The following is a 25,774-nucleotide window of genomic DNA, read 5'->3' as shown; positions in this document are numbered from 1 at the left end:
GATTATGGATATTCAAGTAAGCGCGTTAGGGGCAACCATAGCACTAGTTGTTGCCATTGTGCTGATTTTGCGGAAAGTTTCCCCTGCTTACGGAATGATTGCAGGAGCTTTCATTGGTGGAATTGTTGGCGGAGTGAACGTGGCAGATACGGTTACGCTTATGATGGATGGAGCGAAAGGCATGATTCCTGCCGTGTTGCGTATTTTGGCGGCGGGGGTATTAGCGGGAGTATTAATTGAATCAGGGGCAGCGTCATCGATTGCCGAAACAATCGTTCAAAAACTTGGGGAAACGCGTGCTTTGCTCGCGCTTGCGGTGGCGACACTGCTGCTGACGGCAGTCGGCGTATTTATTGATGTTGCGGTCATTACTGTTGCTCCGATTGGGTTGGCGATCGCAAGCCGCGCCAACTTATCGAAAACGGCGATTTTGCTGGCGATGATAGGCGGCGGGAAGGCGGGAAACATTATGTCGCCGAATCCGAATGCCATCGCCGCAGCGGATGCGTTTCATGTTCCGCTGACGTCATTAATGGCTGCTGGTATCATCCCGGCGGCATTTGGCCTGATCGTTACATACGTGATCGCAAAAAAACTCGTGCGGAAAGGAACACTTGTTTATGGTGTACAGGAAAGAGAAAGCGGCGGGGAGGGGCCTTCGATATTAACGGCTATCGTTGGTCCGCTCGTTGCGATAGTGTTGCTTGCGTTACGACCGTTGTTTAATCTTGCGATTGATCCAATAATTGCCCTTCCAGTCGGCGGCATTGTTGGCGCGATCGTAATGCAAAAAAGGAAGAAGTTGAATGATTACGCGATATCTGGACTATCGAAAATGTCCGGCGTCGCGATTATGTTAGTCGGAACAGGGACATTAGCGGGCATTGTGGCCAATTCTTCTCTCAAAGATACGATCATTAGCGGTTTGGATCATTTCGGGTTGCCGGCGTTCGTTTTGGCGCCGATCTCGGGAATTTTGATGTCTGGTGCGACGGCTTCAACGACGGCGGGAACGGCCGTTGCCAGCAATGTGTTTGGTGAAACGATTATGAGTTTGGGGATTTCCGCATTAGCCGGAGCCGCGATGGTTCATTCCGGCGCGACCGTGCTGGATCATTTGCCGCATGGAAGCTTCTTCCACGCTACTGCCGGTAGTGTCCATATGGAGATCAAGGAACGGCTTAAGCTAATTCCATATGAGTCGCTCATTGGATTGATGATGGCTGTCATGTCGACGCTTATTTTTGGGGTCTTTCGTTTGTTTTCATGATCGCAATGGGGGATGGTGAATGAGATGAAAGTCATTATCGCGCCTGATTCGTTTAAAGAAAGTTTGTCGGCGCTTGCGGTCGCGAATGCGATCGAAAAAGGGTTTCGCGATATATTTCCCGAAGCGGAATATGTGAAAATACCGATGGCGGACGGCGGGGAAGGAACCGTTCAATCTTTAGTCGACGCGACAAATGGGAGAATTGTGACCACGGAAGTGACAGGACCGCTCGGGGACCGTGTCCAAGCTTTTTTCGGCATGCTTGGTGACGGGAAAACGGCAGTCATTGAAATGGCTGCTGCCTCTGGGTTGCACCTCGTTCCCCGAGAAAAGCGAAATCCGCTTGTGACGACAACGAGAGGAACAGGGGAATTGATTCTCGCCGCGCTAAACGAAGGGGCCGAGCGCATTATTATCGGTATCGGAGGAAGCGCGACGAATGACGGTGGAGCCGGCATGATTCAGGCGCTGGGCGGCCGCCTTTTAGACCGGTATGGAAAGGAGATCGGTCCTGGAGGAGGATGTTTGTCCGAATTGGCCGACATGGACTTGTCAGGGCTCGATGCGCGGCTAAACCGCGTAAAAATTGAGGTTGCGTGCGATGTTGATAATCCGTTGACAGGTGCAAACGGCGCCTCAGCAATTTTTGGCCCGCAAAAAGGCGCGACGCAGGAGATGGTTGAAACGCTAGATCGAAATTTACAACACTATGCCGATGTCATTGAACGGGTGCTTGGAAAGCAAGTGAAAGATATTCCCGGTGCCGGTGCGGCCGGAGGACTCGGCGCCGGATTGCTAACCTTTTCACAGGCGGAGCTGAAGCGAGGTGTTGAGATTGTATTGGAAACGGTACATTTTTCAGAGAGAATTCAAGGTGCGTCGCTGGTGATTACGGGAGAAGGACGCATAGATGGACAAACGATATTCGGGAAAACGCCGATCGGCGTAGCAAAAGCAGCAAAGCGGTACCAAATTCCGGTCATTTCGCTTGCCGGCTCCTTGTCCGACGACAGTGAACTCGTGCTGAGCCACGGAATTGATGCTCTTTATAGTGTCGTGCCGGGAGTGATTCCGCTGGAAAAAGCGCTAGAAAACGCTGCGGATTATGTTGCTCAGACCGCTCGAAATATTGCGGTTACTTGCAAAATCGGCAGAAATATGGGGTAAAAAGTTGGACCCGAAATGAAAATCATCGGAACGATCGATTCCCCTTGATGTGACCAAACATTCTTACTTTGCGCCGAACGTAGATGGCGGCTTTTTCTTCCCCTGCAAGGACTGTGTTCGCCTTTTCTTTCATTTCTTCAAAAATCGTGTTCCGATTCAAATTGGGTGAGTTCATATGGATGTATTTGGAGGGGGGCCAAAAAGTAAGCTGACTACTTTTTGGACAGCCCCTTTATTTTTATTATGTTTGTCTGTTCGTGAATTTCGCGAACAACGTGGTCAAGCTAGTAAATGGATCGTTCAACCATCATCGGCTTAGGATTGATTTTCCTGCAAAATACGATAAAGAATCGTTGCGGCTTCAGCCCTCGTGACAGGTCGGCCGAACCCGAAGAATCCCGGCCTCATCCCCTCCACGATCCCGGCTTCATATAAAGATTGAATGGCTTCCAGGGCCCAACTGGAGGAAGGAATGTCTTGAAAAGCTAAAGCGCTGATCGTAACGGTAGAGGCAGAGCTTTTATCCGGAGCGGGTTGTGAGGTGGAGAGATTTTTTTGATAGACATCGTCGGAAACGGACGGTGCCGTCTCGGCGGGAGGCGTCTTCGAGGGATCATTTCCCTCTTTTCCGGCGACGAAATAGCGATAGATGATGGCGGACATCTCTTCCCGGGTCACCGGATCATTGGGATGAAATCCTCCATCCGGATACCCTTGGATGACGCCCTTTTCGCTGGCTTTCATGATCGCATCATAGCCCCAAAAATCGGGAGTCACATCAGGAAAGGAGAAGATAGGATTTACACTGGCGAGACCATCAAAACCTGTGGCCCGATCCAGGAGAGCAACCAGTTCCGCACGGGTAAGCTGTTGATCAGGGTGAAATTTCCCGTCCCGGTACCCCTGCACGATCCCTTCCAACGATAGGGCGGAGATCTCCTCTTTCGCCCAGTGATTTACGATATCCACATAACGGTAGGGGCGATAAGCAATAATTCCATCCCGGATGGCTTCCGCCATTCTTTGCCTAAACCCTGGGTCCGCCAAATTTTGCGCATCTTCCCAGTTGGATAGGAAGGCCGTTTCCACCAGGATGCTGGGGACGGTTCCCATGCGAACAACATAAACGTTGCGGGGAATGATCCCCATATTCTTGGTGCCCACCTCTGAGGTGACCGATTGGAGTACGAGCTGGGCCAGCCTTTTGCTCTCCGGAGCCCACTGAATCATTTCGGCTGAGGGTTTGTAAACGGAGCTGTAGTTGGCCGGATCAAAATAGAGGACCATGGTGCCTTGGACATTGTTGCCGTACGGATAAAAATTGGCATGAATGGAGATGAAGAGATCGGCGTTCTCCCGCTTGGCCACATCGACACGGGCTTGAAGATCCAAGTCCTGATCCGTGGAGCGGGAATAATCGACCAGTAACCGATCGTCCTCCCGGGTCATCACCACACGATATCCCTGGGCGATGAGAAGATCCCGCAGGCGGTAGGAGATGTCCAGATTTACATCTTTTTCCCGCAAGCCGTTTACACCGATGGCTCCCGGATCCTTTCCGCCATGGCCCGGATCGATCACCACCTTGATCGGGACGGGTGTCGCCTTTTCCGCCGCGGCGTATGTTCCTGAACCGAAGAGCGACACGATGAGACACATAAGTAGAATAAACTTTTTCTTTGTCACAAAAACTCCCCTCCCACATAATTGAGACGAAATATGGAAAGGGAAGTTGCGGTTGATCTACGTTTTAAGGTTATTCTAATCTTTATGTAAAATGTTTGTGGGCAAAATCCCAAAAAATATAGAAAGAGGACCGGTCAAACTCAATATTTGCTCGATCAGTATCTATCCATCGAAGGGAACAAAACATAAGCCCTAACCTTTAGATTCTCCCTTCCGACTCGCGGCCGAAGGAACCTCATGCAGTGTGTCGGGAATGATAAACTGGTTGAAAAAACCATAACTGAGCTCGTTAAAAAGCACACGGCTGCCAGGAGCTATAGCCATGAACAGCAATTATGAATACAGCTACCCTCATTCCGATGTTCTTATCAACTAGCTGGGCATCAGGGATGCTGAAAAGCTCCAGATAGCCGAAAGAGAAATAACTTCCTTGAGAATTGCCAATGCCAAAGTAAATGTATAATCGAAAAACCGGATTAAAAATATAAAAATGTGATAAGATGAGCATTAAGGAAAATGAAAATTCTTCATTCTCTAAACGGAATAGTGAAAAGCGGAGGATAAAGCAGAGGATATAAATCAAGACCTAGCGGGGTGAAGTGTATGGAGGGAGAGAAAGCGCTCAAGATGGTAACGGGGCTCTTGGAATTGATCCTTGCGGTTCCCGTGTTGGGCATTGCGATCATTTACGGTTTTTTGTTTCTGCCTGCGGTGGTAATGTTTGTATTGCATCTTGTAACGTTGGTCATCACGATTAATAACAAGAATGACTACTACGGATCAATCGTGGGATTAATCGCTGTTTTTTTATCTTGGATTCCTTTCATCGGATGGTTGTTCCATCTTTTGGCAGGAATTCTGATTCTGGTCACTCTCCCGTGATATGTGGCCGGCCCTTATTCTTAAACGACGACACTCCAAGCGGAAGAGTATATTTTTGTTTCAAACGGAAAATTACAGGTGGAATTACAAAAGGGGAATAAGGTTGTTATTTTCTAATCATTGATTCTCGAAATGTTAGAGTAAAATGTTCGTGGGCAGAGGGAATGAGAAAATGAATAAAAAATAATTCCCGGATATAGAAAAGGGCCCTTCTCCTTGGTAGAGTATTAAAAGCGGGTCTTTGACGCTCTTTTTTCTTTTTGCTAAACTAAAGGATGGCACACCGTAAAGCTTCCGATTGGTTAGAAGGGAGAGGACTCCATTGTCAGGACATTCAAAATGGAAAAATATACAACATCGCAAGGGGCGCCAGGATGCCGCCAAGGCAAATGCGTTCACCAAAATATCCAGAGAGATCTACATGGCCGCCCGAAACGGCGGGGGCGATCCCAATACCAACTTCCGCCTTAAAGTAGCCATACAGAAGGCAAAAGAGGTAAATATGCCGAACGATAACATAGAGCGGACGATCAAGAAAGCGACCGGGGAGATCGAAGGGGTCACCTATGAGGAGATTACCTATGAAGGATATGCCCCGGGCGGCGTGGCCGTCATGGTCGACACCCTGACGGACAACCGGAACCGAACCGCCGCGGAGATGCGGCATATCTTTTCCCGCCACGGCGGGAATCTAGGAGAGAGCGGATGCGTTTCTTTCCTCTTTCAAAGGAAAGGACAGATCCTGATCGATCGCGAAGAAGAAGAGGTGGATGAGGAAGCGGTCATGCTGGCCGCCATTGACGCGGGAGCGGAGGATGTCGAGGTAGAGGAAGACGAGATTACCGTTTATACGGAACCGGACCTATTGGAAAAAGTTCGGGAGGGATTGGAGAACGCCGGGATCCCCATCTCCTCCGCCGAAGTAACGATGGTTCCCACCACCACGGTGAAGGTGGCGGGGGAAGAGGCCGAGAAGGTTTTGAAACTGATCGACCGCTTGGAAGAATCGGATGATGTCCAGAACGTCTACGCCAATTTTGAGATCGATGACGAAGAGATGGAGAGGTTAAATTAATCCTTCTTCAGGCGGGCGGAGAGGAGGTTTCCCAGCGATTGCAGTCCCTGGACGATCAGGATGAGGAGGAGAACCGTTCCATACATCACCTGAGGTTCATAGCGCTGAAATCCGAAGCGATACGCGAGATCCCCCAATCCACCGCCTCCCACAAGTCCCGCCATCGCCGTGGCACCGATCAAGGTGATGGTGGCGATCGTAAGGCCTAATATGATGGAGGGGCGTGCCTCTCGGACCATCACATGCCAGATGATGGAACGCGTGGGAATCCCCATCGCCTCATACGCCTCGATAACCCCACGGTCCACCTCCAGGAGGGAGGTTTCCATCAGGCGGGCGATGTAGGGAGCGGTATAAACCACCAGAGGGACGATCACTCCCTGAACCCCGATCGTCGTCCCGACGACCCATTTCGTAAAGGGGAGGATGAAGAAGAGCAGGATGATAAAAGGCAAAGAACGGATCACGTTGATGAGCGCGTTTAGGGACTGATACAACACGGGATTGGCGTAGGTTCTCCTAGGCCGGGTCAACACCAGGAGAATGCCCAACGGTAATCCCAACAGGATGGAGATCAGGAGAGAGATACTTACCATCTGAAACGTTTGGATCGTCGCTTCCCAGATCGATCCCCCCCAATCCTCAAGAAATTGCCTCAAGCTTTCGAACATGGGCTCTTCCCTCCTCGATCTCTACGCCGCTTTCCTTTAAGAAGCGAAAGGCGTTCCGGATTTCTTCTTCTTCTCCTTCAAAATGGACCAGCAGTTTTCCGAACGGAAAGTCCTTTAGTGTGGTGACGTGGCCTGCCAAGATGTTGGGATAGACGGCAAATTGCTTGCTCACCTTGGCGAGGGCCGGTTCCCCCGAAGTTCCCCCTACGAAGGAGAGGGTAGCCAGGATCCCATAGGATGAAAATTGCTCAAGAATCTGGGGCGAGGGGTTAACCTGGAAGAGACTCTCCACAAATTTGCGTGTCGTCTTTTCCTTAGGACGCGTGAAAAGCTCCACCACGCTTCCCTCCTCGATGATCTTCCCCGCCTCCAGCACCGCCACCCGGTCGCACACCTTTTGGACCACATGCATCTCGTGGGTGATCAGGAGGATGGTGATTCCGAAGTTTCGGTTGATCTCCAAGAGAAGATCCAGAATGGCCTCGGTGGTCTCCGGATCTAGGGCGCTGGTGGCTTCATCGCTTAAGAGAACTTCGGGTTCAAAGGAGAGGGCCCGGGCGATGGCGACCCTCTGCTTCTGCCCGCCGGAAAGCTGTGCCGGATAAGCTTTTTTCTTCTCCGCCAAGCCCACCACGGAAAGGTAACGGTCCACCCGGGCTCTTACTTCCTCCTGGGGGAGGCCGGCCAATCTCAACGGGATCGCCAGATTTTCCTCCACCGTCGCCGTTTTCAGGAGGTTAAATCCCTGAAAGATCATGCCGATCTTTCGACGAGCTTTCAACAATTCATGCGGGGGAAGGGAGGTAAGCTCAACCCCGTTTACATAAACCTTGCCCGCTGTAGGCTTCTCCAGGAGATTGACGGTGCGGATCAGCGTGCTCTTTCCGGCTCCGCTGTAACCGATCACCCCGAAAATCTCTCCCTTTTTCACATGGAGAGATACATCCTTTAATGCCTCCACATTCCCATTCTTGCTCACATAGCTTTTGGAGAGATTCTCCAATCGGATCATACACTTCACCCCTTTCAGGCATTCTCCTCTCATCTGCTCGTTTACCACGCAGGGACGACCGACCCCTGGAACTTCTCCTCGATAAACTTCTTCACCTCATCGGAATGGTACGCTTTAATCAATTTCTGAAGCACCGGATCATCCTTGTTCTCCGTGCGAACCACGATCACGTTTACCCAGGGAGAATCCTTCGGTTCGAGCACGATGGCATCCCGGCTGGGAAGGTACCCATGTTCGATGGCAAAATTGGTATTGATCGCCGCCGCATCCAGCTCGTCCAACTGGCGGGGAATCTGGGAAGCTTCCAATTCGACGAATTGGTAGTTATGGGGATTCTCCTGGATATCTTTCACCGTCGCTTTCACCCCGACCCCATCCTTCAGCTTAATGAGACCCGCCTGCTGGAAGAGGATGAGGGCCCGTGCCCCATTGGTCGGATCGTTGGGGAGGCCAATCTTTCCGCCGTCGGGGATCTCCTTCACATCCTTCACCTTTTTGGAATAGATGCCCATCGGGAAATTGACGGTGGGAGCAATATCGGTGAGATCAAGATTCCGGTCTTTTTTCATCTGCTCCAAGAAGGGCTTGTGTTGGTAAATATTCACATCCAATTCCCCTTCGGCCAGGGCCACATTGGGCATCACATATTCGTTAAATACCTTCAAGGTAATATTCAGCCCATCCTTCGCCGCAACTTCCTTTACCTTTTCCATAATCTGCTCATGGGGGCCGGCCGTTACCCCTACCAATAACTTGTCGGGGCTTAACGCCTTTCCGGAGGTTTGGCTTCCGCATCCTGCGAGGATCGCCAGGATGGAGGTAAGAAGGATCACAATGAGGCCTTTTTTCATGCAATATTCCACTCCTTTTCTTCTCTTTTTCTGAATGAGCGAAGCGTTCCATCCATCATCCCGCCGGTGCTCCTTTCTTGGAGAGAAGGCGACAAAAGAAAACCCCCTCGGAGAAAGAGGGGGAACGATTCACGCCGGTCCCTTCTTATCTCTCAAGACAGGTCTTTCCGCCTTGCAGGAATTGGCACCTTTTCTTGGCTTCGCCAAGAACGGTTGCCGGGTTTCATCGGGCCAGTCCCTCCACCACTCTGGATAAGAAAGTGCTATTCAGATGATGAGAAGAGTATATAGAGATCTTGTCGATTTGTCAATACAGCAAAATTTTGCAAAATCGGATTAGCGGAAATGGACCACATACTGGTCCGGACCGGTTGGGATGAGGCTCCCGCCTTTCGGTTCCAAAGAGATCGTCATGCCCTCTCCATGTTGAGAAGCCTCTCCCTGGTAATAGAGATGAGCCCCCCGTTTTTCGATCTGTAAGAGGCCCAGATTGGAAGCGTTTCTCTTCTCCCTCATCCAGACTTGGTAATCCTTTTCCGCGAGAGGGAGGACTTCCTCCATGATGAGGAGCACCTCTTGAGAATTGCTGTTGATCCATACATAACCATGCACCTGTTCATCCTGGAGGGAGATGACGTCATAGCGGACCGTCAGGGGATCAAAGATAAAAGGATAATCGGCAGTAAAGGGTGCTTCTTCCTTTCCAAGGGAGGATACCGTTGTATACGGCGAATTGCCGCCGCCCTGTGGGACGGTCGAGACGTAAGGCGGCTCCTTCAGGGTGATCGGGGTGAAGGACGGGCGGTTTTGCCAGAGCAAGAGGCTCCCGGAGGCAAGGAAGAAGAGGAGAAAGGAAAAGAGAACCGCACGTTTATGCCTCAAGGGAAAGGAGAAAAAGCGGGTGACCCATCTCCTGCCGTTCCGAAATATCCCCTTTCGCAGAAGAAAGGAGAAGATGAGCCTCCGTTTCAGGCGGCGCGGAGGTCTTTGGGCGGCCGGAAGGGCGTAGAGGAGAGTTCGCCATCCTTCCACCTGCCGGCGGCATTGAAGGCAGCGGGTGAGATGCTGTTCGACCCGAATCCTCCCTTTCTGGGGAAGCTTGCCTACCACATAATCGACCATCTCTTCCTGCTGTAGGCAGGTGTTACCGTTTCGGTTCACCGCTCGTCACCTCCAGCCAGCCTACCTGGCTCAGCTGCTTCCGGACATTTTTTAGCCCGTAACGGAGCAGCGATTTAATCGTGCCCAGAGGTCGTCCCAACTCCTCGGCCAATTCCTGGTGTGTCTTCGATCCAAAATAGAAACGCTCGATCGCCTGCCGCTGCAAATCCGGCAACCTGTGGATGGCTTCTTCCGCCATTTCCTGTTCCAGACGGCGGATCGCCTTCTCCTCGGTTCGTTCCGCCGACGCCTGGGATCGGTAAAGCCCCCCGATATCCTCCACCAAAAGGGGCTTTTTCTTGCGCAGGCGATCCAGGGAACGGCTGCGGGAGAGGACGGCCAGCCATGCTTGAAAACTGCCCCGCTCCGGATCGTATTGATGGATGCGTTCCATCACTTCGATAAAGAGATCGTGGGTCAGATCCTCCGCTTCCATGGGATCATGCAACATCTTTAAGGAGATTTGATAGAGAAAAGGGCTATATTCTTCATAAAATTGCTGGAAGGATGATAGACGGCCTTCCTTCAGCCCCTTCACCAGCGCTTCATCGGGGCTTCCCGGATTCCGCCCGGATTCTTCACGTTCTATCATTCTACTTCCTCCCTTTATCCTCCGTATCCACCGCGAAAAGTACCTCCCGCTTCTACTATACAAAAAAATCGGTGCAAGAAAAATCCCATTTTATGCAAAGAAAGAATAAATCCATCTCTATCTTTACTACGTACTGAGTTTAGATTTGGATGAATAAAAGGAGGGATCTTTTTATGAAGCGGCGAATCTTCGCCACCGGGCTCATCGCCCTGCTCTTCTTTCTTAGCTTTGGAGGAGGGGCCCTCCTGAAAGCAGCCCCTGCCCCGATCACCTTGTATACCCCCTATACCAGCCTCTCCGTCACCCCTGGAGAATCGGTCTCTTACTCGATTCAGGTGGTGAACAACACCGATGCGATCCAGACGGTCCGTTTCACCATGAAACCGCCGGCCAACTGGGATTATGAGGCGACGGCGGGGGGATATAAGGTGGATGAAATCTCCGTCATGCCGAAAGACCAGCAAACTCTCTCCCTGCAGGTGAATGTGCCTCTACAGATCAGCAAGGGAACTTATCGTTTTCTGGTAGATACCAATCAGGGCGCTTCACTTCCCCTGGCCATTACCGTCACCGAGGAGGGAACCTACAAGACGGAGCTGACCGCCGATCAACCCAACATGGAGGGAAACTCCAAATCGACCTTCCAATATGAATTAACGCTCCGCAACCGGACGGCCGACGAGCAGCTCTACGCCCTCACGGCGACGGCACCGGAAGGTTGGAACACCACCTTTTCCGTCGATGGCAAAGATGTTACCTCGGTGAGCGTGGCGGCCGGCTCAACCAAAAGCATCTCCGTCCAATTGGACCCGCCGGACCAGGTGAAGGCGGGCAGCTATAAGATCCCGGTCAAGGCAACCACCAAGAGCACCTCCGCTTCCCTGGAGTTGGAGGCGGTCGTCACCGGAACCTTTGACATGAAACTCTCCACCCCCTCCGGGCTTTTAAGCACGGATATTACGGCAGGAGGGACGAGGAGCCTTACCCTGCAGGTGACCAATTCCGGATCGGCGCCGCTTAAAAACATCACCTTCCAGCCGGATACTCCCATCAATTGGGAAGTCACCTTCTCTCCGGAGAAGATCGACCAGCTCGCCGCCGGTGAGTCGAAAGAGGTGACGGCCACCATCAAGGCCGATAAGAAAGCGATTGCCGGAGACTACGCCGTGAGCATCACCGCCCAGGCGCCGGAGATCTCCTCACGGGCCGATTTCCGGGTGGCGGTAAAAACCTCTCTCCTGTGGGGGTGGGTGGGCATCTTCCTCATCCTCCTCATCCTGGCCGGACTCTACTGGGTGATCCGGAAGTACGGGAGGAGGTAAGGATGGAGAACGTTATTCAGCTGGAGGGATTAACCAAGCGATATGGGGAATTTACCGCCGTCGACCACCTGGACCTTTCCTTAAAGAAAGGGGAGATCTTCGGCTTCTTGGGGCCCAACGGTGCCGGCAAATCAACCACGATCCTGATGCTTCTCGGGCTCGTGGAACCGACGGAAGGAACGGCCCATGTATTGGGATACAACGCCACCCGGGAACCTTTGGAAGTAAAAAGGAGGGTGGGATACCTCCCGGACAACGTCGGCTTTTATGAAGAGATGACCGGTCTGGAGAATCTCCTTTTCACCGCCGAGCTGAACGGCCTCTCCCGAGACGAAGGGGAGAGACGGGCCAATAATCTCCTCACGCGGGTGGGACTGACGGAAGCCCAGGGAAAGAAGGCGGGCACCTACTCCCGGGGGATGCGGCAGCGGTTAGGATTGGCCGATGTCCTCATGAAACAACCGGAGCTGATCATCCTGGATGAGCCCACCCTGGGAATAGACCCGGAAGGGGTGCGGGATTTTCTCGCCTTAATTCAAACGTTAAGCAAAGAAGAGGGGATTACCGTCCTCCTCTCTTCCCATCACCTGCACCAGGTGCAGAGAATCTGCGACCGGGTCGGCCTCTTCGTCCGGGGACGCCTTATCGCCCTGGGCACCGTCGAAGAGCTCTCCCGGCAGCTCTTCCCGGAGGAAGACTCCCTCTTGGAAGTGGAGATCGACCAAGTGGAGGAGGAGATCCTTGAAGCCATCAGGAAGGTGGAGGGCGTAACCCAGGTGGAACGGGAAGGGGAGCGGCTTGAGATTCGCTGCGGGCGGAAGTCGGGGGGGAAGATCTTATCCTATCTTCTTTCGACCGGAAAGACGATTCGCCATTTCCAACAAAAAGAGTTTGGGTTGGATGAAATCTACCACCGCTATTTTGAGGGGGTGCAGTAAATGGAAGGAACGAAAAACCGGCCCTTTTGGGTCATCGTCAAGAAGGAGATGGCCGACCATATCTTAAGCTGGCGGTTCAATATCCTCCTCCTCCTCATCCTTTTGACAACCATCGCTTCCCTCTACACGGCGGGGCTTTCCATCCGGGATGCGGTGCCGAAGAGCAATACCATCCTTCCCGACGATCTCTTCCTAAAGATCTTTACCGTCTCCAATGGAACCTTACCCTCGTTTATCACCTTCGTCGGTTTCCTGGGACCCCTTCTGGGGATCGGCATGGGCTTTGACGCCATCAATTCGGAGCGGAACAAAGGCACCCTCATCCGCCTCCTCTCCCAACCCCTCTACCGGGATGACATCATTTTGGGAAAATGGGTGGGAGCGTTGATCCTTTTGGCCGTCTTCTTCTTTGCCATGGGCATCCTGGTGACGGGACTGGGCATCCTGCTCTTCGGCATACCGCCTTCCGCCGAGGAATTTTTGCGGGTCCTTTCCTTTCTCATGGTCACCGTCGTCTACATCGCCTTTTGGCTCACCCTATCCATTCTCTTCTCTATCCTTTTCCGGCAGGCGGCCACCTCGGTGATGGCAGGGATGGCCATCTGGCTCTTCTTCACCCTCTTTTACGGGATGATCATCGATCTGTTGGCGGGGGGCACACCCGATCAAAATGCCGATCCGCAGGCGGTGCTTAACCAGATCTATTGGTACCAGTTTTTATCCCGCCTATCCCCCAGCCAGCTTTTTACCGAGGCGACCACTACGTTGCTCACCCCTGGGGTGAGGAGCTTGGGCCCTCTCACCATGGAGCAAGTATACGGCACCATCCCGAGCCCCCTACCCCTCACCCAGAGCCTGCTCCTCATCTGGCCCCATGTGGTGGGCCTGATCGCCCTCTCCGTCCTTCTCTTTGCGGTCTCCTTCCTCCTCTTTATGCGGCAGGAGGTGCGCTCCTGATCACGAAGAAGAACCCGTCTCCGGGCTGGAGGCGGGTTTTCATTACATAGAGGCGTTGGCTCTCCATCAGTGTCGCTTCAAAAGGCGGTACACCTCATCGTCATTCCTTTTGCCGATGATCAAGATCCGAACTTCCTCGTTTTTTACCTCATAAACCACCCGAAATTCCCCCACGTCGATGCGGAAATATGGATAGCCTTTGAAGTGCTTCGCATCATGAGGGTAGGGTTCGGATAGAAGGCGAAAAATAGCGGTAACGATTTGGCGAAAAGGTTTGGATGGGAGGGATTCGAGGTAATCACGTGCCGCTCGGCTCAGAATCAGTTTCATGGATCTTCTCCTTTAACCAGGCCTCCGTCTCTTCCGCGCTTAAAAATCCTTCAGCTGCCGCCTTTCGCGCTTGTTCTCCCCACCATTCATCTTCTAGATCCTGTAATCGTTGATAATCTTCATATGATAATACGACGACCACAGGCCGTCCGCCTTTTTCAATCAATACCGGTTCAAGCTTCGCATCTTCTATCACTTCGCCGAAACGACGTCGGAGATCGGTCGCGCTGAGTCTCTTCATGGTTCATCCCTCCTATTGAATATTTTATGTGATTTAAGTAAATTGATCAATAGGTTTAAAAAAAGAAAAAGCCCTCTTTTGAGAGCTTCCCGATCTTGTTTTCAACCGTAATCGTTAAGAGATTGAAGAAGACCTATTCTTTTTTGTGTTATAAAAGGGCGGAACGGAGTCCACGGCTGGAGATATTGGTGCCATATGTCCCATCTCTATTTCGTGCTATACAGAGGTGGAATGCCTCTCCGCCTTGGAGGGATTTGTCCTGACGAAGAACATGACGACGAGTCCGATAAAAACCATGATCATGAGGGAACCGAGTGCGGTTCGGCTGGCCACATTCCCCAAATCCTTGAGGAGCAGGGTGACGGTGCCGTAAAGGGCGGGGCCAACGATGGCGGATAGTTTGCCGGAAAACGCAAAGAGACCGAAAAATTCCCCCCGCTTCTCCGGAGGGGAGAGCTCCACGATCAGGGTGCGGGAGGTGACCCACATGGACCCCATGGCGACCCCGTAGAGACTGCCGGCCACCCAGAACATCGCCTTGCTTACGGCAAAGGTGGCCATCGCCAGGGCGACCACCAGGAGGACGGCCACGCTCACCACCGCCATTTTCGCCCCGGTCTTCCGCGCGATGAAGCCGAATAGGAAAGAGCCGACGATGCTCGATATGGTGGAGACCAGATAGAGGAAAATAAATTGGCTGCTCGAAAAATGGACCACCGCTTTGGCGTAGACGGCCATCATGGCGATGGCGGTGGCGATGGCGTCGTTAAAGAAGAAATAGGCCAACATGAAGGTGAAGATTCCCCGGTAATTCCTCATCTCCCGAAAGGTGGTAAGGATCTCCCGGTACCCCTTCACCCAGGGAATCTTGGCATCCTTCTTCTCCTCGGAGGGTTTATCCTTATAACTTAGGAAGAAGGGAAGGGAGAGCAGGAGAAAGAGGAGGGCACTGGGGATAAAGGCGAGGGCGGAATGATCTTTGGCCAGGGGATAGACGAGAAGGCCGATCAAGGTCCCCACATAACCGATGGCCACCCCCCAGCCGGAGATGAGGGGAATCTCCTTTGGATTCCCCAGATCGGAAATGGTGGTGTCATAAAAGACAAGGCTGGAGTTATAAAAGAACTTGGCAATCATGAAGAAGAGGAGGACCAGAGCGACGGAAAGGGGAAGGCCGAAGAGGGAACCGGGCAACCGGTACAACGCGGCCACCCCCATCAAAAAGGTGCTGATGATGGTGATCAGGGTGAAGGGCAGGAGATAAGCCATCTTTTTCCCGGTGCGGTCCATCCAGACGCCGAAGAGGGGGGAGAAGAGGACGAGAAAGAAACTGGCGACGGCGTTGGTGTAACTGATGAAGGTACTGGCCAACTGATTGAGCTCTTCATTCCCCCCCACGACCTCCGTCATGTAAAAGGGGAAGAATATGGTGACGATGTTGGAAGAGAAAATGGTATTGGCCGCATCGTACAGGGCCCAGGCGAAGATGGGAAAGGCGAAGAAGAGGGCGAACCCTGTCCGGGGCGGTTTTTCATGACGTTCGATCATCGACGGGGTGTTCATGAAAGCTCTCCTTTCCGGCAGCAATTTTCTTCGAATGATTTCTGATCAGGCGATCATAACTTCGATGGGGGGCATCCCGCCAAGGGATCATATCCGCAGGCTTTCCGGTACGGCATCCTTCGGAGAGAAGCCCTTCCTCCTTAGATGTACCATACTTTTATGGCGAAGAATACATCTTTACGAAAATTTAACATTTTTAAGAGAAATAAAACGTCTTGTTAAAAATCCCTCCTCTCGCAGGAGGGGAAATAGGTCTCGCGACGGATTTCCTCTCTCTGTAAAATGGTAAAATTTACGCAGATAAATTCGATGAAAGCAGGGAGAGCAAATGGCAAGTGCCTCCATCTTATCCATCTTTAGAAACCGGGCATTTCTTAAATTATTTCTCGCCTCCTTTACCTCCAATCTGGGATCCGTCATCGGCATGACCGCCTTTACCTTTTTTCTCCTGAAGCGGTATGCTCATATGCCGGCCTATACCGCCATTACGGAGATGATGTATTCCATGCCCACGTTGGCCGTCTTCTTCCTCGTCGGCGTGGCGGCCGACCGGATGGACCGGCAGAAGATCACCATCTATTCCAACTGGATCAGTGCGGCACTTACCCTTCTCTTGCTGGGTGCGGTAATGACCGGCTGGATGCCCCTCATCTTCGCCCTTCTCTTCCTCCGAAGCGCGGTGAATAAGTTCTTCTTCCCGGCGGAAGCCGCTCTGGTGCAGGGAATCCTGACCAAGGAAGAGTACACCATGTCCGCAGGCTTGAACCAGATGGTGCAGAGCATCTTCATGCTGTTCGGCTCAGGATTGGGCCTTCTCGCCTTCGTCTGGATCGGGGTGGAAGGGGCCATCCTCATCGACGCCATTAGTTATATCGTCTCCGCCCTCCTGATCCGGATGAACCGTTTTTCCGAAAGCGTTCGCTTGCCCAACGGAAAAATCTCCTGGAAACAGATCCACCCTGCCATGATCCTGAAAGATTTCGGGGAAGGCTTCACCTACATCCTGGGAAATCGGCTTCTTTTCTTTCTCATTCTTGGCTTCTTTCTCTTTGGGATCGTCAACGGAGGCTTCGCTGTGATGATGATGTACATGTTGAAATATAAGCTGGACCCCGCAGGGTACGAAGCCACCTCGGTCTTAAACGGTATCCTGTTCGGCCTAGGTATTCTCATCGGCAGCATCTTTTCTCCCATGTTGGCGAACAAGATGAAATTATACCGGCTCCTGATCATGGGCCTTTTCGTCACCGGAATACTCACCGTGGTCGGGGGATACGCTCCCACCCTGGCGATTTATCTGGCGGTTCTGACCCTCGCCTCCATCTTCATCGCCCCCATTAATGTGGCCCTGGGGGGCTGGTTGCCCCAAATTGTAGACCCGAAGATGATGGGGAGGGTGGAGGGGTGGATCAGTCCGCTCATGATGCTGGCCCAGACCGCCACCTTGGGGCTGATCGCCCTCATCTACCCGAAATGGATCTCCGTTGAGAGCCTCTTCCTCATGGTGGGCGGGGCCATCCTGATCGTCGCCGTTCTCTATGCCCTCACCCTGCCCCGCTACGCAAAAAGGGGGGAGCAAGCTCTGCAAACGGCGGATGCTTCCACGGAGACCGTGTGAACGGTTGACCAACATTTGATGGATGCGAACTCTTGTTTTCACTTATTGATCTATGTTATACTGTTGGTACGAAGACATATTTTCTATCCGTACAATCCGAACGGTATGATCCGGGATCACCACTTCGCATGGATGCCCGAAAAAGCCACGTGGTTTGAACCTCCGGCGGAGTATTACGAGCCGGAATAAGGGGTGACGAATATGATAAACCCAGCTTTCTCCTCATCAGACAACGAAGGGCATATGTTTGTGCGGGACGAGGTCCATATTTTTTTTGGCGATGCATTAAACTGGTATGATCAATGGCCGAGACCGACGGTGATTATCTCGGATGGCCCTTACGGCGTGTCAGGTTTTCCTGGTGATCCGCCAACACCAGACGCCTTGGTGGACTGGTATGAACCGCATATAGCGGCCTGGTCCAAGGCGGCCACTCCCTTGACAACTCTTTGGTTTTGGAATTCTGAACATGGGTGGGCAAATATCCACGGGTTACTTCAGAAATACGGATGGTCTTTCGTGAATTGCCATATTTGGAATAAGGGTATTGGGCATGTGGCCGGAAATTCCAATACGAAGACCCTTCGTCAATTTCCCATCGTGACAGAGGTTTGCGTTCAATATGTCCGGAAAGCAGAATTCCGTGTAGGCAACCTGCTAATGAACATGCAGGAATGGTTGCGTTACGAATGGGAACGTAGCGGACTTCCCTTATCGAAGACAAATGAAGCGACTGGTACGAAGAGTGCGGCAACCAGAAAATATTTAACAAAGGACCATCTTTGGTATTATCCGCCACCTGAAGCTTTTGAACGCCTTGTCTCTTATGCCAATCAGCACGGCGATCCTAGCGGGCGTCCCTATTTCTCCCTTGACGGTAAGCGTCCCCTGACCGCAAGAGAATGGGCTATGATGCGCGCCAAATTTTATTGCGAGCCTGGTATTACGAACGTTTGGGATGAACCCACCGTTCGGGGGCGAGAACGCATTAAAGTTCCAGGACGAACAAATAAAGCGTTACATGCCAACCAGAAACCACTTAAGCTGGCTGAACGGATCATTCGAGTAAGTTCTGACCCCGGGGATGTCGTGTGGGCACCGTTTGGGGGTGTGGGAACCGAAGCTGTGGCGTCACATCGTTTGGCACGAATACATTATGGGGCGGAAATAAACCGCGAATACTTTGAAATAGCGGTTGAAAGGTTGAAAACCGATGAACGTTCTTAAACCTCCGTTTCGCGAGGAACCATCTTCTGAGTGGGAACATTACAAGTTGTGGGTCAACGCTAAGGAAGCCATTTACAACCTTCCCTATCAATTTCGTACGGACACATATATTGAAGGTGTTGATCTTACGGATCTTTCAACGTTATCTTCAGCTGTGGGTGCGACAATCGAACAACAATTGGTGGATAACTTAAATCAAATGCGGTCGGTTTGGGACCCTGAAGATAAATACTCCGAGTATGCATTCATACGCCAAGCGCAGACGTTTCCAGATATTCTTCTTTCGAAACCCGGCGGTGAGAACAATTCACCCATTCTTGGTATTGAACTGAAGAGCTGGTATCTTTTAGCGAAGGAAAAGGAACCTAACTTTCGCTTCCGTGCCACCAAGGACGCATGCGCGCTTCAAGATTTGGTGGTGATTGTGCCATGGATTTTATCCCAAGTTATTTCCGGACGACCGAAATTGCTCAAGCCGTTTGTGGAGAATGCAAGGTTTTTGGCAGAATGGCGCAATTATTATTGGCAGCGATCTCGCGAAACGAGGGGTGATACGAGAATCATCATTCCAGAAAATGTTCACCCCTATCCGCGGAAGAGCGACGCGATTAACGATAAACCGGTATCAGATAGTGGAAATAATTTTGGGCGTATTGCAAGAACGGGAATTATGGATGAATACAAAAAGAATATATATGGTGAGCGTATTTCTGGGATTGAGATTGGTCATTGGTTACGCTTTGTAAAGATGTTTAGCGAAGGGAGGACACAGGAGGAAATAGGACTTGAATTTGAACGTTTTGAGCGACAGATATCGCAGAAAGCGGAGATTAGGACTAACGGCAAAATAGAAGTTATTCATACGATCTTGGACCATTTGCGGAGGTTAATTGAATTTGAATAAATAAAGGTGTCAGTTTTTCTCGCCTTTCACGGCGAGATTTTTCTTTTTTCTTAATGTTAGCGTAAAAAACCCATTTTATATACGGTAGGTTTAATGCCTAAATAATTTAACGCGGATTTGGCGAATAGTTCCTTTTTTTTGGGGCAGACTAATCGTAACATTAGGCTACCAGAAAGAAGGGATATGATGTCCAGCTGGCTCAAACGCCTTTTACGAAAGCTTCGGGTGAAACGGCCGGCCCAACTCCTTGCCTCCCTCCTTTTCTTCCTCCTCGCCCTTTCCGTTCTCTTTAACCGGGAGTTTTCTTCCCTCACCCCGTCCAAGGGAGGGGGTAAACGAGGGGAGGAGATTACCGCCGCGTTAGCCCCGAATATGGCGGAGGTGATCTTTCGAACCATCTATGAAGTGGGCCCGGTGGAAGAAGAGGTGAAGAAGCTCCCCTATTCCGAATTGGAGAATCTGAAGAAACAATATGGGAACCTAACACCTTACGGAGCGGTAAGGGAACGCTACATCGTGGAAAAAAGAGTGGAAGATCTCTCCCCCTTTATCAAGGAAAGGGGAAAATTGGGACTAACCAAAGACGGCATGTTGATGCTCTATACGGGTTCGGAGATCGATCCACAGGTGATCGAAACCTTCTTCCGGATCGACGTAAAACGAATGGAATCCAGCCTTCCCCAGGAGGAAGTAAAACTCTTGCGTCAAGGAATCCCGGTTCACTCTCTGGCTGAATTTAACAGCATCCTATCCACCTATGGCGAGTATGCCCTCTATCGGAACGAGACGGACCCTGTGGAAAATTAAGGTGTATAATTCGGCAGGATCATTGGAACAATAAACCTGTAAACGACCACTATAAGAAAGAGAAAGGAGAATGGAGATGGCAGAAAAAGATCGTTTCGCCAATGAGAATGCGGCCGATGCGGCAAAGGATACGGTGGAAACAGCATCTGAGGCGGCCCAGAATGCCGCAGATGCGGCGGGAGATGCGGCTGAGGCCTTGGCCCGCGGTGCCGGCAGGACCGCCGGCACCGCAAACAATGCGGCGACCGATGCCTTCGATTTAGAAGACGAAGAATTTTAATCTCCAATAGAGGATTTGGGGTGGACTCACCCTACACCAAATAAGGACCATGCCGAAGAAGGCATGGTTCTTTTTATATTATGCGAAAATTAAAGAATATTTTATTTAGATAAAGCAGATTTTAAACGATTCGACCTCATCCCTATGATAGCATTAATGTTAAGCCTGCACTTCAAAGGATGCAGGATGAAAGAGTGATCAAAACAATGAGGGGAGGAGAAGAAGATCACGGAGGGAAAGAAACGGAAAACGTTGGGGAAGAGAGGGATTTCGCTCTTCCTCCTCATCATGATGCTCCTAGGGTTGATGCCATCCCTGGCAGGAGCGCAAGGAGGTGATACGGAAAAACCCTATTGGTGGGAGGAATTGGCCTTTGTCTGGCCGGCCACATCGGAAGGATCGCTGGTTTACGATCCGATTTCGAACAGGGTTATCGCGCTGTTTCATGAAGGTGGAGAGGCTCGTAACGATATTACCTATGCATGGGACGGAACGGAATGGACGAATTTAGGCTATGTTAAACCGGATGGTGATCTGAGCAACGCCAGGCTGGTTTACTCCCCAAAAGCGGGGAAGATCCTGTTATATGGAGGAAAGACAAAATGGTACGGGACCCCACCTGAAACCGAATCGGCCATATGGCAGATGGATGAGCAGGGGTGGACCGAGGTCGCTCGAAGTGTATACTCCCCGATCCCCCCTGCCCGATATGATGAAGCGGTGGCCACCGATCCGTCTGGAGGACTCCTCCTGTTTGGCGGAATACGTAGTGATACATTCCTAGACGAAACCTGGGTCTGGGATCCGGAGACTCAGATGTGGACGAATAAAACCGATCCCGGAGGGAAGAACCCGCCAGCCCGGACTGTCGCTTCCATGGTTTACGATCCGGAGAACGGGAATGTGCTTCTCTTTGGTGGATTTAGTACAAAACAGTATTGGTATAGTCCATATGAGAATCCCTTGGGGGACACCTGGCTGTGGGACGGAAATGGATGGCAGAACGTGACCGGCGAGGTTTATGGTCCATCTCCCCGGGCCGGTGCCGCCATGTCGTATGATCCGAAGAGCGGAAAAATCTATCTCTTTGGCGGAGAAGACAGTAACGGCAATTTTCTCAACGATCTATGGGCATGGGATGGTAAGGAGCGGACTTGGACCCTTGTTGCGGAGAACGTAAGAGACCTAACAGGAAGAGCGGAAGCCTTCTTTACCGAGGGTCCTGACGGCAACCTGCTTTTGTTTGGCGGAAAATATTCTCTTAACGATCTATGGAAGTACGATAGTGTCTCCGATTTGTGGGAAGAGATCGACCCTCCTTCCCCTTCTCCCCGATCTTCTGCAGCAATGGCCACTGATGAAAAGAACGGCCAGGTTCTCCTCTTTGGAGGAACCGAAGATTATTGGGAAACAATGGGGGATACCTGGGCATGGAATGGAGTAGAATGGATTAAGAAGAGACCTTCCACTTCCCCATCTCCACGCCATTCAGCCGCTATGGCCTTCAACGGAAGGGACGTCCTTTTGTTCGGTGGGTACAATTACGATAGCGTTGAAGATATCGAACATTATTACGACGATACCTGGATTTGGGATGGGGAAGATTGGCGAAAGATAGACACTCAACCGGGTGCTACCCCTCCTGGCCGCTACAGTGCGGCGATGGCTTATAATCCCCTAACAGGGCAGGTGGTCATGTTTGGAGGCAATGGAGAGATTGATACCCTGGGAGACACTTGGGTCTGGAACGGTGAAGCATGGAACCGGGTCGATCCACGGGAAGGGGACCCTTCCCCTAGATATGGCGCCTCCCTCGCTTTTGACGGGAAGAAGATCCTCCTCTTCGGGGGATTTACGAAAGCTGGTTTAACCTCCAACGAGACCTGGCTCTTCGATGGGGATAAGTGGACAAAAGTGGAGACCACTCCAGAAAAAACCCCATCCGCGCGTTATGGGGCGACCCTCGCCTACGATCCCTTTACGGGAAAGACTTTCCTCTTTGGAGGATTTGGTGAGAATGAACAGGTATTAAACGATCTATGGATGTGGGACCCGGAGAAGAGGGAATGGACAAGTCTATATCCCGGAGACGGCAGCGTTCCGACCATCATTCCCGCCTTCACAAGCCCAAATCCTTCTCCCCGGGTAGGAGCCGGCATGGCCTACTCACCGGCAAACCAAAGTTTTCTTCTCTTTGGAGGAGAGGGATGGAATCCGCAGGAAGAGTGGGTGGTTTACCAAGACACATGGCTTCTCCATCGTTCCAATTGGCTGAAGCTGGCCGGATTAACCCTTTCCGCGGCGAAAGATACCTTAGAAACCGGTGAATCGACCACCATAACCGGCCAGGTCTACGGGAAGGACGGCCTGGGACTTGCCCATATCCCCGTCACCTTGGAAGTGTACGGAGGCGGTGGATTCGGGAGTCCACCTGCGGTGGTGAAGGATGTCTACACCGATGCCGCAGGGAATTACACCCTCACCTACACGGCTCCGGAGAACATCCCAGGGAGTCAAGGCACCGTTACAATGACCGCACGGATCCCCGGAACGGAATTCAACGCGGAAAAGAGCTTTACCATCATCAAGCGTGAGGCTCCCCCCGCCCCGAATCCGGGATCGGGTAGTTCCGGAAACCGGGATATCACGCCCCCAACGGGCAGCATCCTCATCAATGGGGGAGAGGAAAGCACCTCCACCTGCCGGGTCACCCTGACCCTGACGGCGACCGACTGGGGAACCGGGGTGAAGGAGATGCGTTTCTCCAATGATGGGGAGCATTGGACCGAGTGGGAGCCTTATTCCCACACCAAGGCCTACACCTTACCTCCCGGTCCGGGATTGAAAAAGGTGTATGTCCGGTTCCGGGATGGTGCGGGAAATGTGAGCCCTGCATATTCCGACGAGATTCTCTCTCAGGGCGCCTGCTGCCGGACGAAGCCGGAAAAGCCGCCCCAGTTTACCGATATCTCCGGACATTGGGCTGAAAAAGAGATCAACCAAGGGGCGGCGGAGGGAATCGTTACCGGCTATACCGACGGGACATTCCAACCGGACCGCTCCATCACCCGGGCGGAATTCGTCCTCATGTTGGCCAATGCCTTCTGCCTGCCGGAGGGATCGAAGGAACTTCCCTTTACGGACCTGAATCAGATTCCCGAGTGGACAAAGGATGCTCTGACCCGTGCCTATGGGGCGGGCTGGATCGAAGGGTATCCCGATCTCACCTTCCGACCGGATCGAAGCATCACCCGCAGTGAGATGGCGGCCATCCTCGTTCGTGCGCTGAAGCTTGTTCCCGGCACGGAAGGCGATCTCACAAGATTCTCCGATCATGCGGAAATACCGGGATGGGCGAAGGATTACCTCTTCACCACCTGGTCCAACGGACTCATGAACGGGAGAGGCGATAGGCTGCTCGCCCCGAACGGAAAAACCACCCGTGCCGAGACCGTCGTCTTCCTGCTCCGGGCATTGAATCTAGGAGAAAAACAATAAGCGCAATCTTGCTCTCATCCTCATGGAAAGAAGCCGAAAGGCTTCTTTTTTTTAAGGAGGCGATCGATGAATCGAATAAGGCCTGCCCATGATCGATGAAACCTGAAAGGAAGCGTATGAGTTGGGATGGATTTGAGGAACTGGTTTGGATGAGAATGACCGGATTCCGTAATCTCATTTCATATGCAGGTAATGAACGGGCAGCCTGGGCCGTTGGGCAAAGAAAAAGCAAGCTCCCTCATGGGAACCTGCTTTTTGGCGATAGAGTCTTTTCATCTTACGCTGCCGACTTATTTGGTCGTGGTGGTGTCGGGTGATGCGTTAATCACCACGATTTGGCCGACCGGCACCCAGTCCACCTTCGCGCCTAATGCATTGGCCAGGAAGCGGGCGGGGACAAGGGTTCGTCCCTGTATAATGCTCGCTGGCACATCGAGAGAGATCTCTTGTCCATTCACGAGCGCCACATTGCTTCCGATGGGAAGCTGAACCGTTTTATCCCCTTTACTTACCGTGACCGTCCTCGTCTCCGCATCCCACTTCACGTCTGCGCCCAGGGCTTCAGCGATGGCGCGGAACGGAACGAGGGTCCGGCCATCTTTAATGATGGGGGGAACCTCGAACGCGGGTTGTACCCCGTTGACGAAGGCCTTCACGCCTTTATTCTGTATTTTTCGTATAGTTCTCCCAGTTTTTCATACTCGTCCAGATTTTGATACACCTCTTGAACGACGGATAATTGGACATCACGCGCTTTCTTCGATTCGCCCATCTTCTCATAAATTTCCCGCAGCTGTTTCTTCAATTTGGTCTGTTCTTTTACTTGTGCCTGCAGCTCCAATTTGGCTCCCAACGCATCGGCGAAGGCAGAGAGTTGTTCTTTCGTCAGCGCCTCAAGTTGAAGTCGGGTTTGCGTCTGAACATTCTCTCCATAGGTATCCTCCGTAACGCTCGTTTGCCCATTTTCCCCAAGATATGCTTGGAGCTGGCTGAGCAATTCCTCCAAATCTACATCTTCCAGATTGAGCAGGTCTAAGATCACTTTCTCGGCCGGAGTTCCCTTCAGGTGGGTAAGGGCGTTTAAGAGGCCCTGGCGGGCATTTTCATTCGCTTCCTTCTCTTTTTTCTTCTTTTTTTCCTTATCCGTTCCATTCGTATCATTGGAGTTGCCATCATCCGATTGGTTTAACTCTTGGTTGGCATTTTCTTGATCCGGCTGATCTTCTTGATCGATTTCTCCTTGATCTCCCTCTTCGGTGTTCGACTGGTATGCGCTTTCGTCCCCCTTATTTTTCCCATCATCCATTGGGTTCGCCAGGGAGAACGCCCCTTTGGCCGGAGTGCTTGTCCCATACGGAGCCGCAAAGATCGAACTTGCGAGGATGAGAGAGAGCGCGACAAACAGCGACAACACCGACATCACTTTTTTACTCATTCACAATCCCTCCTTAACGAAATGTAAAAGGCGAAAATCGACGATTCTAAGCGGAAATCAGGCGATCGGTTCCAGGTTGCCCTTGATGCATTGAGGGGAGTTATGGATGAAAAAACCTATCCTGCCGGATAGGTTTTCATCCCTCTTATACCGGCAACTGGCTGGCATCGTCGTCAAGACCTTAGCCCCTGTAGCTTTGCGTCATCATCTTTCGATGATTTTGCCTTTGTCGAATCATCGCTTTACTTCATTATACGTTAGGTCGATGGAATATCATAGGGTATCTT

At 51.8% G+C, this 25,774-nt stretch carries 24 protein-coding genes and 2 riboswitches; of the genes, 13 read left to right on the top strand and 11 right to left on the bottom strand.

Annotated features, from left to right (window positions below; genetic code table 11):
* Positions 1 to 4 precede the first annotated feature (4 nt).
* Entirely contained in the window at positions 5 to 1,270 is a 1,266-nt protein-coding gene (locus THEAE_RS0110120) for a GntP family permease (RefSeq protein WP_005583951.1), read from the top strand.
* Positions 1,271 to 1,294: 24 nt separating this feature from the next.
* Positions 1,295 to 2,437 (top strand): glycerate kinase, encoded by a 1,143-nt coding sequence (locus THEAE_RS0110115; RefSeq protein ID WP_028987371.1) that lies wholly within the window; start codon positions 1,295 to 1,297, stop codon positions 2,435 to 2,437.
* A gap of 315 nt (positions 2,438 to 2,752) precedes the next feature.
* Here THEAE_RS0110115 and THEAE_RS20645 read toward each other — a convergent pair whose 3' ends face one another.
* Positions 2,753 to 4,123, bottom strand: coding sequence for an N-acetylmuramoyl-L-alanine amidase (locus THEAE_RS20645; protein WP_052329913.1), 1,371 nt, complete (start codon positions 4,121 to 4,123; stop codon positions 2,753 to 2,755).
* Positions 4,124 to 4,726: 603 nt separating this feature from the next.
* Between THEAE_RS20645 and THEAE_RS0110105 the strand changes: the two genes are divergently transcribed.
* The gene (locus tag THEAE_RS0110105) at positions 4,727 to 5,005 is read left to right on the top strand and encodes a hypothetical protein (RefSeq protein WP_005583947.1); all 279 of its coding nucleotides are present in this window, start codon (positions 4,727 to 4,729) and stop codon (positions 5,003 to 5,005) included.
* 322 nt (positions 5,006 to 5,327) lie between these two features.
* Complete coding sequence (locus tag THEAE_RS0110100) at positions 5,328 to 6,080, top strand: YebC/PmpR family DNA-binding transcriptional regulator (protein ID WP_005583946.1); 753 nt, start codon at positions 5,328 to 5,330, stop codon at positions 6,078 to 6,080.
* Here THEAE_RS0110100 and THEAE_RS0110095 read toward each other — a convergent pair.
* The 5 genes from THEAE_RS0110095 to THEAE_RS0110070 form a co-directional block, all read right to left on the bottom strand.
* A complete protein-coding gene (locus tag THEAE_RS0110095; RefSeq protein WP_028987370.1) occupies positions 6,077 to 6,751 on the bottom strand; it encodes a methionine ABC transporter permease in 675 nt (224 codons plus the stop codon). The genes THEAE_RS0110100 and THEAE_RS0110095 overlap by 4 nt on opposite strands.
* Entirely contained in the window at positions 6,723 to 7,763 is a 1,041-nt protein-coding gene (locus THEAE_RS0110090) for a methionine ABC transporter ATP-binding protein (protein ID WP_028987369.1), read from the bottom strand. The genes THEAE_RS0110095 and THEAE_RS0110090 overlap by 29 nt, the downstream gene beginning before the upstream one ends.
* 41 nt (positions 7,764 to 7,804) lie before the next feature.
* A complete protein-coding gene (locus tag THEAE_RS0110085) occupies positions 7,805 to 8,614 on the bottom strand; it encodes a MetQ/NlpA family ABC transporter substrate-binding protein (RefSeq protein WP_028987368.1) in 810 nt (269 codons plus the stop codon).
* Positions 8,615 to 8,756: 142 nt separating this feature from the next.
* Positions 8,757 to 8,873: riboswitch (SAM riboswitch) on the bottom strand.
* 77 nt (positions 8,874 to 8,950) lie between these two features.
* Complete coding sequence (locus THEAE_RS0110075; RefSeq protein ID WP_028987367.1) at positions 8,951 to 9,775, bottom strand: anti-sigma factor; 825 nt, start codon at positions 9,773 to 9,775, stop codon at positions 8,951 to 8,953.
* Entirely contained in the window at positions 9,759 to 10,367 is a 609-nt protein-coding gene (locus tag THEAE_RS0110070; RefSeq protein ID WP_052329911.1) for an RNA polymerase sigma factor, read from the bottom strand. The genes THEAE_RS0110075 and THEAE_RS0110070 overlap by 17 nt, the downstream gene beginning before the upstream one ends.
* 173 nt (positions 10,368 to 10,540) lie before the next feature.
* Between THEAE_RS0110070 and THEAE_RS0110065 the strand changes: the two genes are divergently transcribed.
* Genes THEAE_RS0110065 through THEAE_RS0110055 form a run of 3 tightly spaced genes read left to right on the top strand, consistent with a single transcriptional unit; the run spans position 10,541 to position 13,584 of the window.
* Positions 10,541 to 11,689: a COG1470 family protein gene (locus THEAE_RS0110065; RefSeq protein WP_028987365.1), complete on the top strand. Its 1,149-nt coding sequence runs from the start codon at positions 10,541 to 10,543 to the stop codon at positions 11,687 to 11,689.
* Positions 11,690 to 11,691: 2 nt separating this feature from the next.
* Complete coding sequence (locus THEAE_RS0110060) at positions 11,692 to 12,627, top strand: ABC transporter ATP-binding protein (RefSeq protein ID WP_028987364.1); 936 nt, start codon at positions 11,692 to 11,694, stop codon at positions 12,625 to 12,627.
* Positions 12,628 to 13,584 (top strand): ABC transporter permease, encoded by a 957-nt coding sequence (locus tag THEAE_RS0110055; protein ID WP_005583935.1) that lies wholly within the window; start codon positions 12,628 to 12,630, stop codon positions 13,582 to 13,584. It abuts the gene before it with no gap.
* A 66-nt stretch (positions 13,585 to 13,650) separates the two neighbouring features.
* On the opposite strand, the gene THEAE_RS0110050 is transcribed toward THEAE_RS0110055, so the two are convergent.
* The 3 genes from THEAE_RS0110050 to THEAE_RS0110040 form a co-directional block, all read right to left on the bottom strand.
* A complete protein-coding gene (locus tag THEAE_RS0110050) occupies positions 13,651 to 13,914 on the bottom strand; it encodes a type II toxin-antitoxin system RelE family toxin (protein WP_028987363.1) in 264 nt (87 codons plus the stop codon).
* On the bottom strand, positions 13,883 to 14,155 hold the full coding sequence (locus tag THEAE_RS0110045) for a type II toxin-antitoxin system Phd/YefM family antitoxin (protein WP_028987362.1): 273 nt from the start codon (positions 14,153 to 14,155) through the stop codon (positions 13,883 to 13,885). Before THEAE_RS0110045 ends, THEAE_RS0110050 begins: the two co-directional genes overlap by 32 nt.
* A 216-nt stretch (positions 14,156 to 14,371) precedes the next feature.
* Positions 14,372 to 15,718, bottom strand: coding sequence for an MFS transporter (locus THEAE_RS0110040; RefSeq protein WP_039944419.1), 1,347 nt, complete (start codon positions 15,716 to 15,718; stop codon positions 14,372 to 14,374).
* A 328-nt stretch (positions 15,719 to 16,046) separates the two neighbouring features.
* Here THEAE_RS0110040 and THEAE_RS0110030 point away from each other — a divergent pair, with 328 nt between their 5' ends.
* The 6 genes from THEAE_RS0110030 to THEAE_RS0110005 all read left to right on the top strand — a co-directional run bounded on the left by THEAE_RS0110030 (position 16,047) and on the right by THEAE_RS0110005 (position 24,052).
* Positions 16,047 to 17,336, top strand: a complete 1,290-nt coding sequence (locus THEAE_RS0110030; RefSeq protein ID WP_028987359.1) for an MFS transporter — start codon at positions 16,047 to 16,049, stop codon at positions 17,334 to 17,336.
* Positions 17,337 to 17,537: 201 nt separating this feature from the next.
* Entirely contained in the window at positions 17,538 to 18,563 is a 1,026-nt protein-coding gene (locus THEAE_RS0110025; protein WP_211233497.1) for a DNA methyltransferase, read from the top strand.
* Positions 18,550 to 19,467: a hypothetical protein gene (locus THEAE_RS0110020; RefSeq protein ID WP_028987357.1), complete on the top strand. Its 918-nt coding sequence runs from the start codon at positions 18,550 to 18,552 to the stop codon at positions 19,465 to 19,467. The genes THEAE_RS0110025 and THEAE_RS0110020 overlap by 14 nt, the downstream gene beginning before the upstream one ends.
* Before the next feature lie 186 nt (positions 19,468 to 19,653).
* The gene (locus THEAE_RS22040) at positions 19,654 to 20,274 is read left to right on the top strand and encodes a BofC C-terminal domain-containing protein (RefSeq protein WP_052329909.1); all 621 of its coding nucleotides are present in this window, start codon (positions 19,654 to 19,656) and stop codon (positions 20,272 to 20,274) included.
* Between the two features lie 76 nt (positions 20,275 to 20,350).
* Complete coding sequence (locus tag THEAE_RS0110010; RefSeq protein WP_156920595.1) at positions 20,351 to 20,554, top strand: hypothetical protein; 204 nt, start codon at positions 20,351 to 20,353, stop codon at positions 20,552 to 20,554.
* Between the two features lie 252 nt (positions 20,555 to 20,806).
* Entirely contained in the window at positions 20,807 to 24,052 is a 3,246-nt protein-coding gene (locus THEAE_RS0110005) for a Kelch repeat-containing protein (protein WP_028987355.1), read from the top strand.
* A 290-nt stretch (positions 24,053 to 24,342) separates the two neighbouring features.
* On the opposite strand, the gene THEAE_RS0110000 is transcribed toward THEAE_RS0110005, so the two are convergent.
* A complete protein-coding gene (locus THEAE_RS0110000; protein WP_028987354.1) occupies positions 24,343 to 24,708 on the bottom strand; it encodes a copper amine oxidase N-terminal domain-containing protein in 366 nt (121 codons plus the stop codon).
* Entirely contained in the window at positions 24,705 to 25,487 is a 783-nt protein-coding gene (locus THEAE_RS0109995; protein ID WP_005583920.1) for a hypothetical protein, read from the bottom strand. The genes THEAE_RS0110000 and THEAE_RS0109995 overlap by 4 nt, the downstream gene beginning before the upstream one ends.
* 149 nt (positions 25,488 to 25,636) lie before the next feature.
* A riboswitch (cyclic di-GMP riboswitch) is annotated at positions 25,637 to 25,722 on the bottom strand.
* Positions 25,723 to 25,774 lie beyond the last annotated feature (52 nt).

Source organism: Thermicanus aegyptius DSM 12793 (genome assembly GCF_000510645.1).
Taxonomy (GTDB): Bacteria; Bacillota; Bacilli; order Thermicanales; family Thermicanaceae; genus Thermicanus; species Thermicanus aegyptius.
This window is presented reverse-complemented; position numbering and strand designations above follow the sequence as displayed.

Coding starts and splice junctions, on each gene's coding strand:
- THEAE_RS0110120 (WP_005583951.1), top strand. CDS start 5: ATGGATATTCAAGTAAGCGCGTTAGGGGCAACCATAGCACTAGTTGTT.
- THEAE_RS0110115 (WP_028987371.1), top strand. CDS start 1,295: ATGAAAGTCATTATCGCGCCTGATTCGTTTAAAGAAAGTTTGTCGGCG.
- THEAE_RS0110105 (WP_005583947.1), top strand. CDS start 4,727: ATGGAGGGAGAGAAAGCGCTCAAGATGGTAACGGGGCTCTTGGAATTG.
- THEAE_RS0110095 (WP_028987370.1), bottom strand. CDS start 6,751: ATGTTCGAAAGCTTGAGGCAATTTCTTGAGGATTGGGGGGGATCGATC.
- THEAE_RS0110090 (WP_028987369.1), bottom strand. CDS start 7,763: ATGATCCGATTGGAGAATCTCTCCAAAAGCTATGTGAGCAAGAATGGG.
- THEAE_RS0110085 (WP_028987368.1), bottom strand. CDS start 8,614: ATGAAAAAAGGCCTCATTGTGATCCTTCTTACCTCCATCCTGGCGATC.
- THEAE_RS0110070 (WP_052329911.1), bottom strand. CDS start 10,367: ATGATAGAACGTGAAGAATCCGGGCGGAATCCGGGAAGCCCCGATGAA.
- THEAE_RS0110065 (WP_028987365.1), top strand. CDS start 10,541: ATGAAGCGGCGAATCTTCGCCACCGGGCTCATCGCCCTGCTCTTCTTT.
- THEAE_RS0110060 (WP_028987364.1), top strand. CDS start 11,692: ATGGAGAACGTTATTCAGCTGGAGGGATTAACCAAGCGATATGGGGAA.
- THEAE_RS0110055 (WP_005583935.1), top strand. CDS start 12,628: ATGGAAGGAACGAAAAACCGGCCCTTTTGGGTCATCGTCAAGAAGGAG.
- THEAE_RS0110050 (WP_028987363.1), bottom strand. CDS start 13,914: ATGAAACTGATTCTGAGCCGAGCGGCACGTGATTACCTCGAATCCCTC.
- THEAE_RS0110045 (WP_028987362.1), bottom strand. CDS start 14,155: ATGAAGAGACTCAGCGCGACCGATCTCCGACGTCGTTTCGGCGAAGTG.
- THEAE_RS0110040 (WP_039944419.1), bottom strand. CDS start 15,718: ATGAACACCCCGTCGATGATCGAACGTCATGAAAAACCGCCCCGGACA.
- THEAE_RS0110030 (WP_028987359.1), top strand. CDS start 16,047: ATGGCAAGTGCCTCCATCTTATCCATCTTTAGAAACCGGGCATTTCTT.
- THEAE_RS0110025 (WP_211233497.1), top strand. CDS start 17,538: ATGATAAACCCAGCTTTCTCCTCATCAGACAACGAAGGGCATATGTTT.
- THEAE_RS0110020 (WP_028987357.1), top strand. CDS start 18,550: ATGAACGTTCTTAAACCTCCGTTTCGCGAGGAACCATCTTCTGAGTGG.
- THEAE_RS22040 (WP_052329909.1), top strand. CDS start 19,654: ATGTCCAGCTGGCTCAAACGCCTTTTACGAAAGCTTCGGGTGAAACGG.
- THEAE_RS0110010 (WP_156920595.1), top strand. CDS start 20,351: ATGGCAGAAAAAGATCGTTTCGCCAATGAGAATGCGGCCGATGCGGCA.
- THEAE_RS0109995 (WP_005583920.1), bottom strand. CDS start 25,487: ATGAGTAAAAAAGTGATGTCGGTGTTGTCGCTGTTTGTCGCGCTCTCT.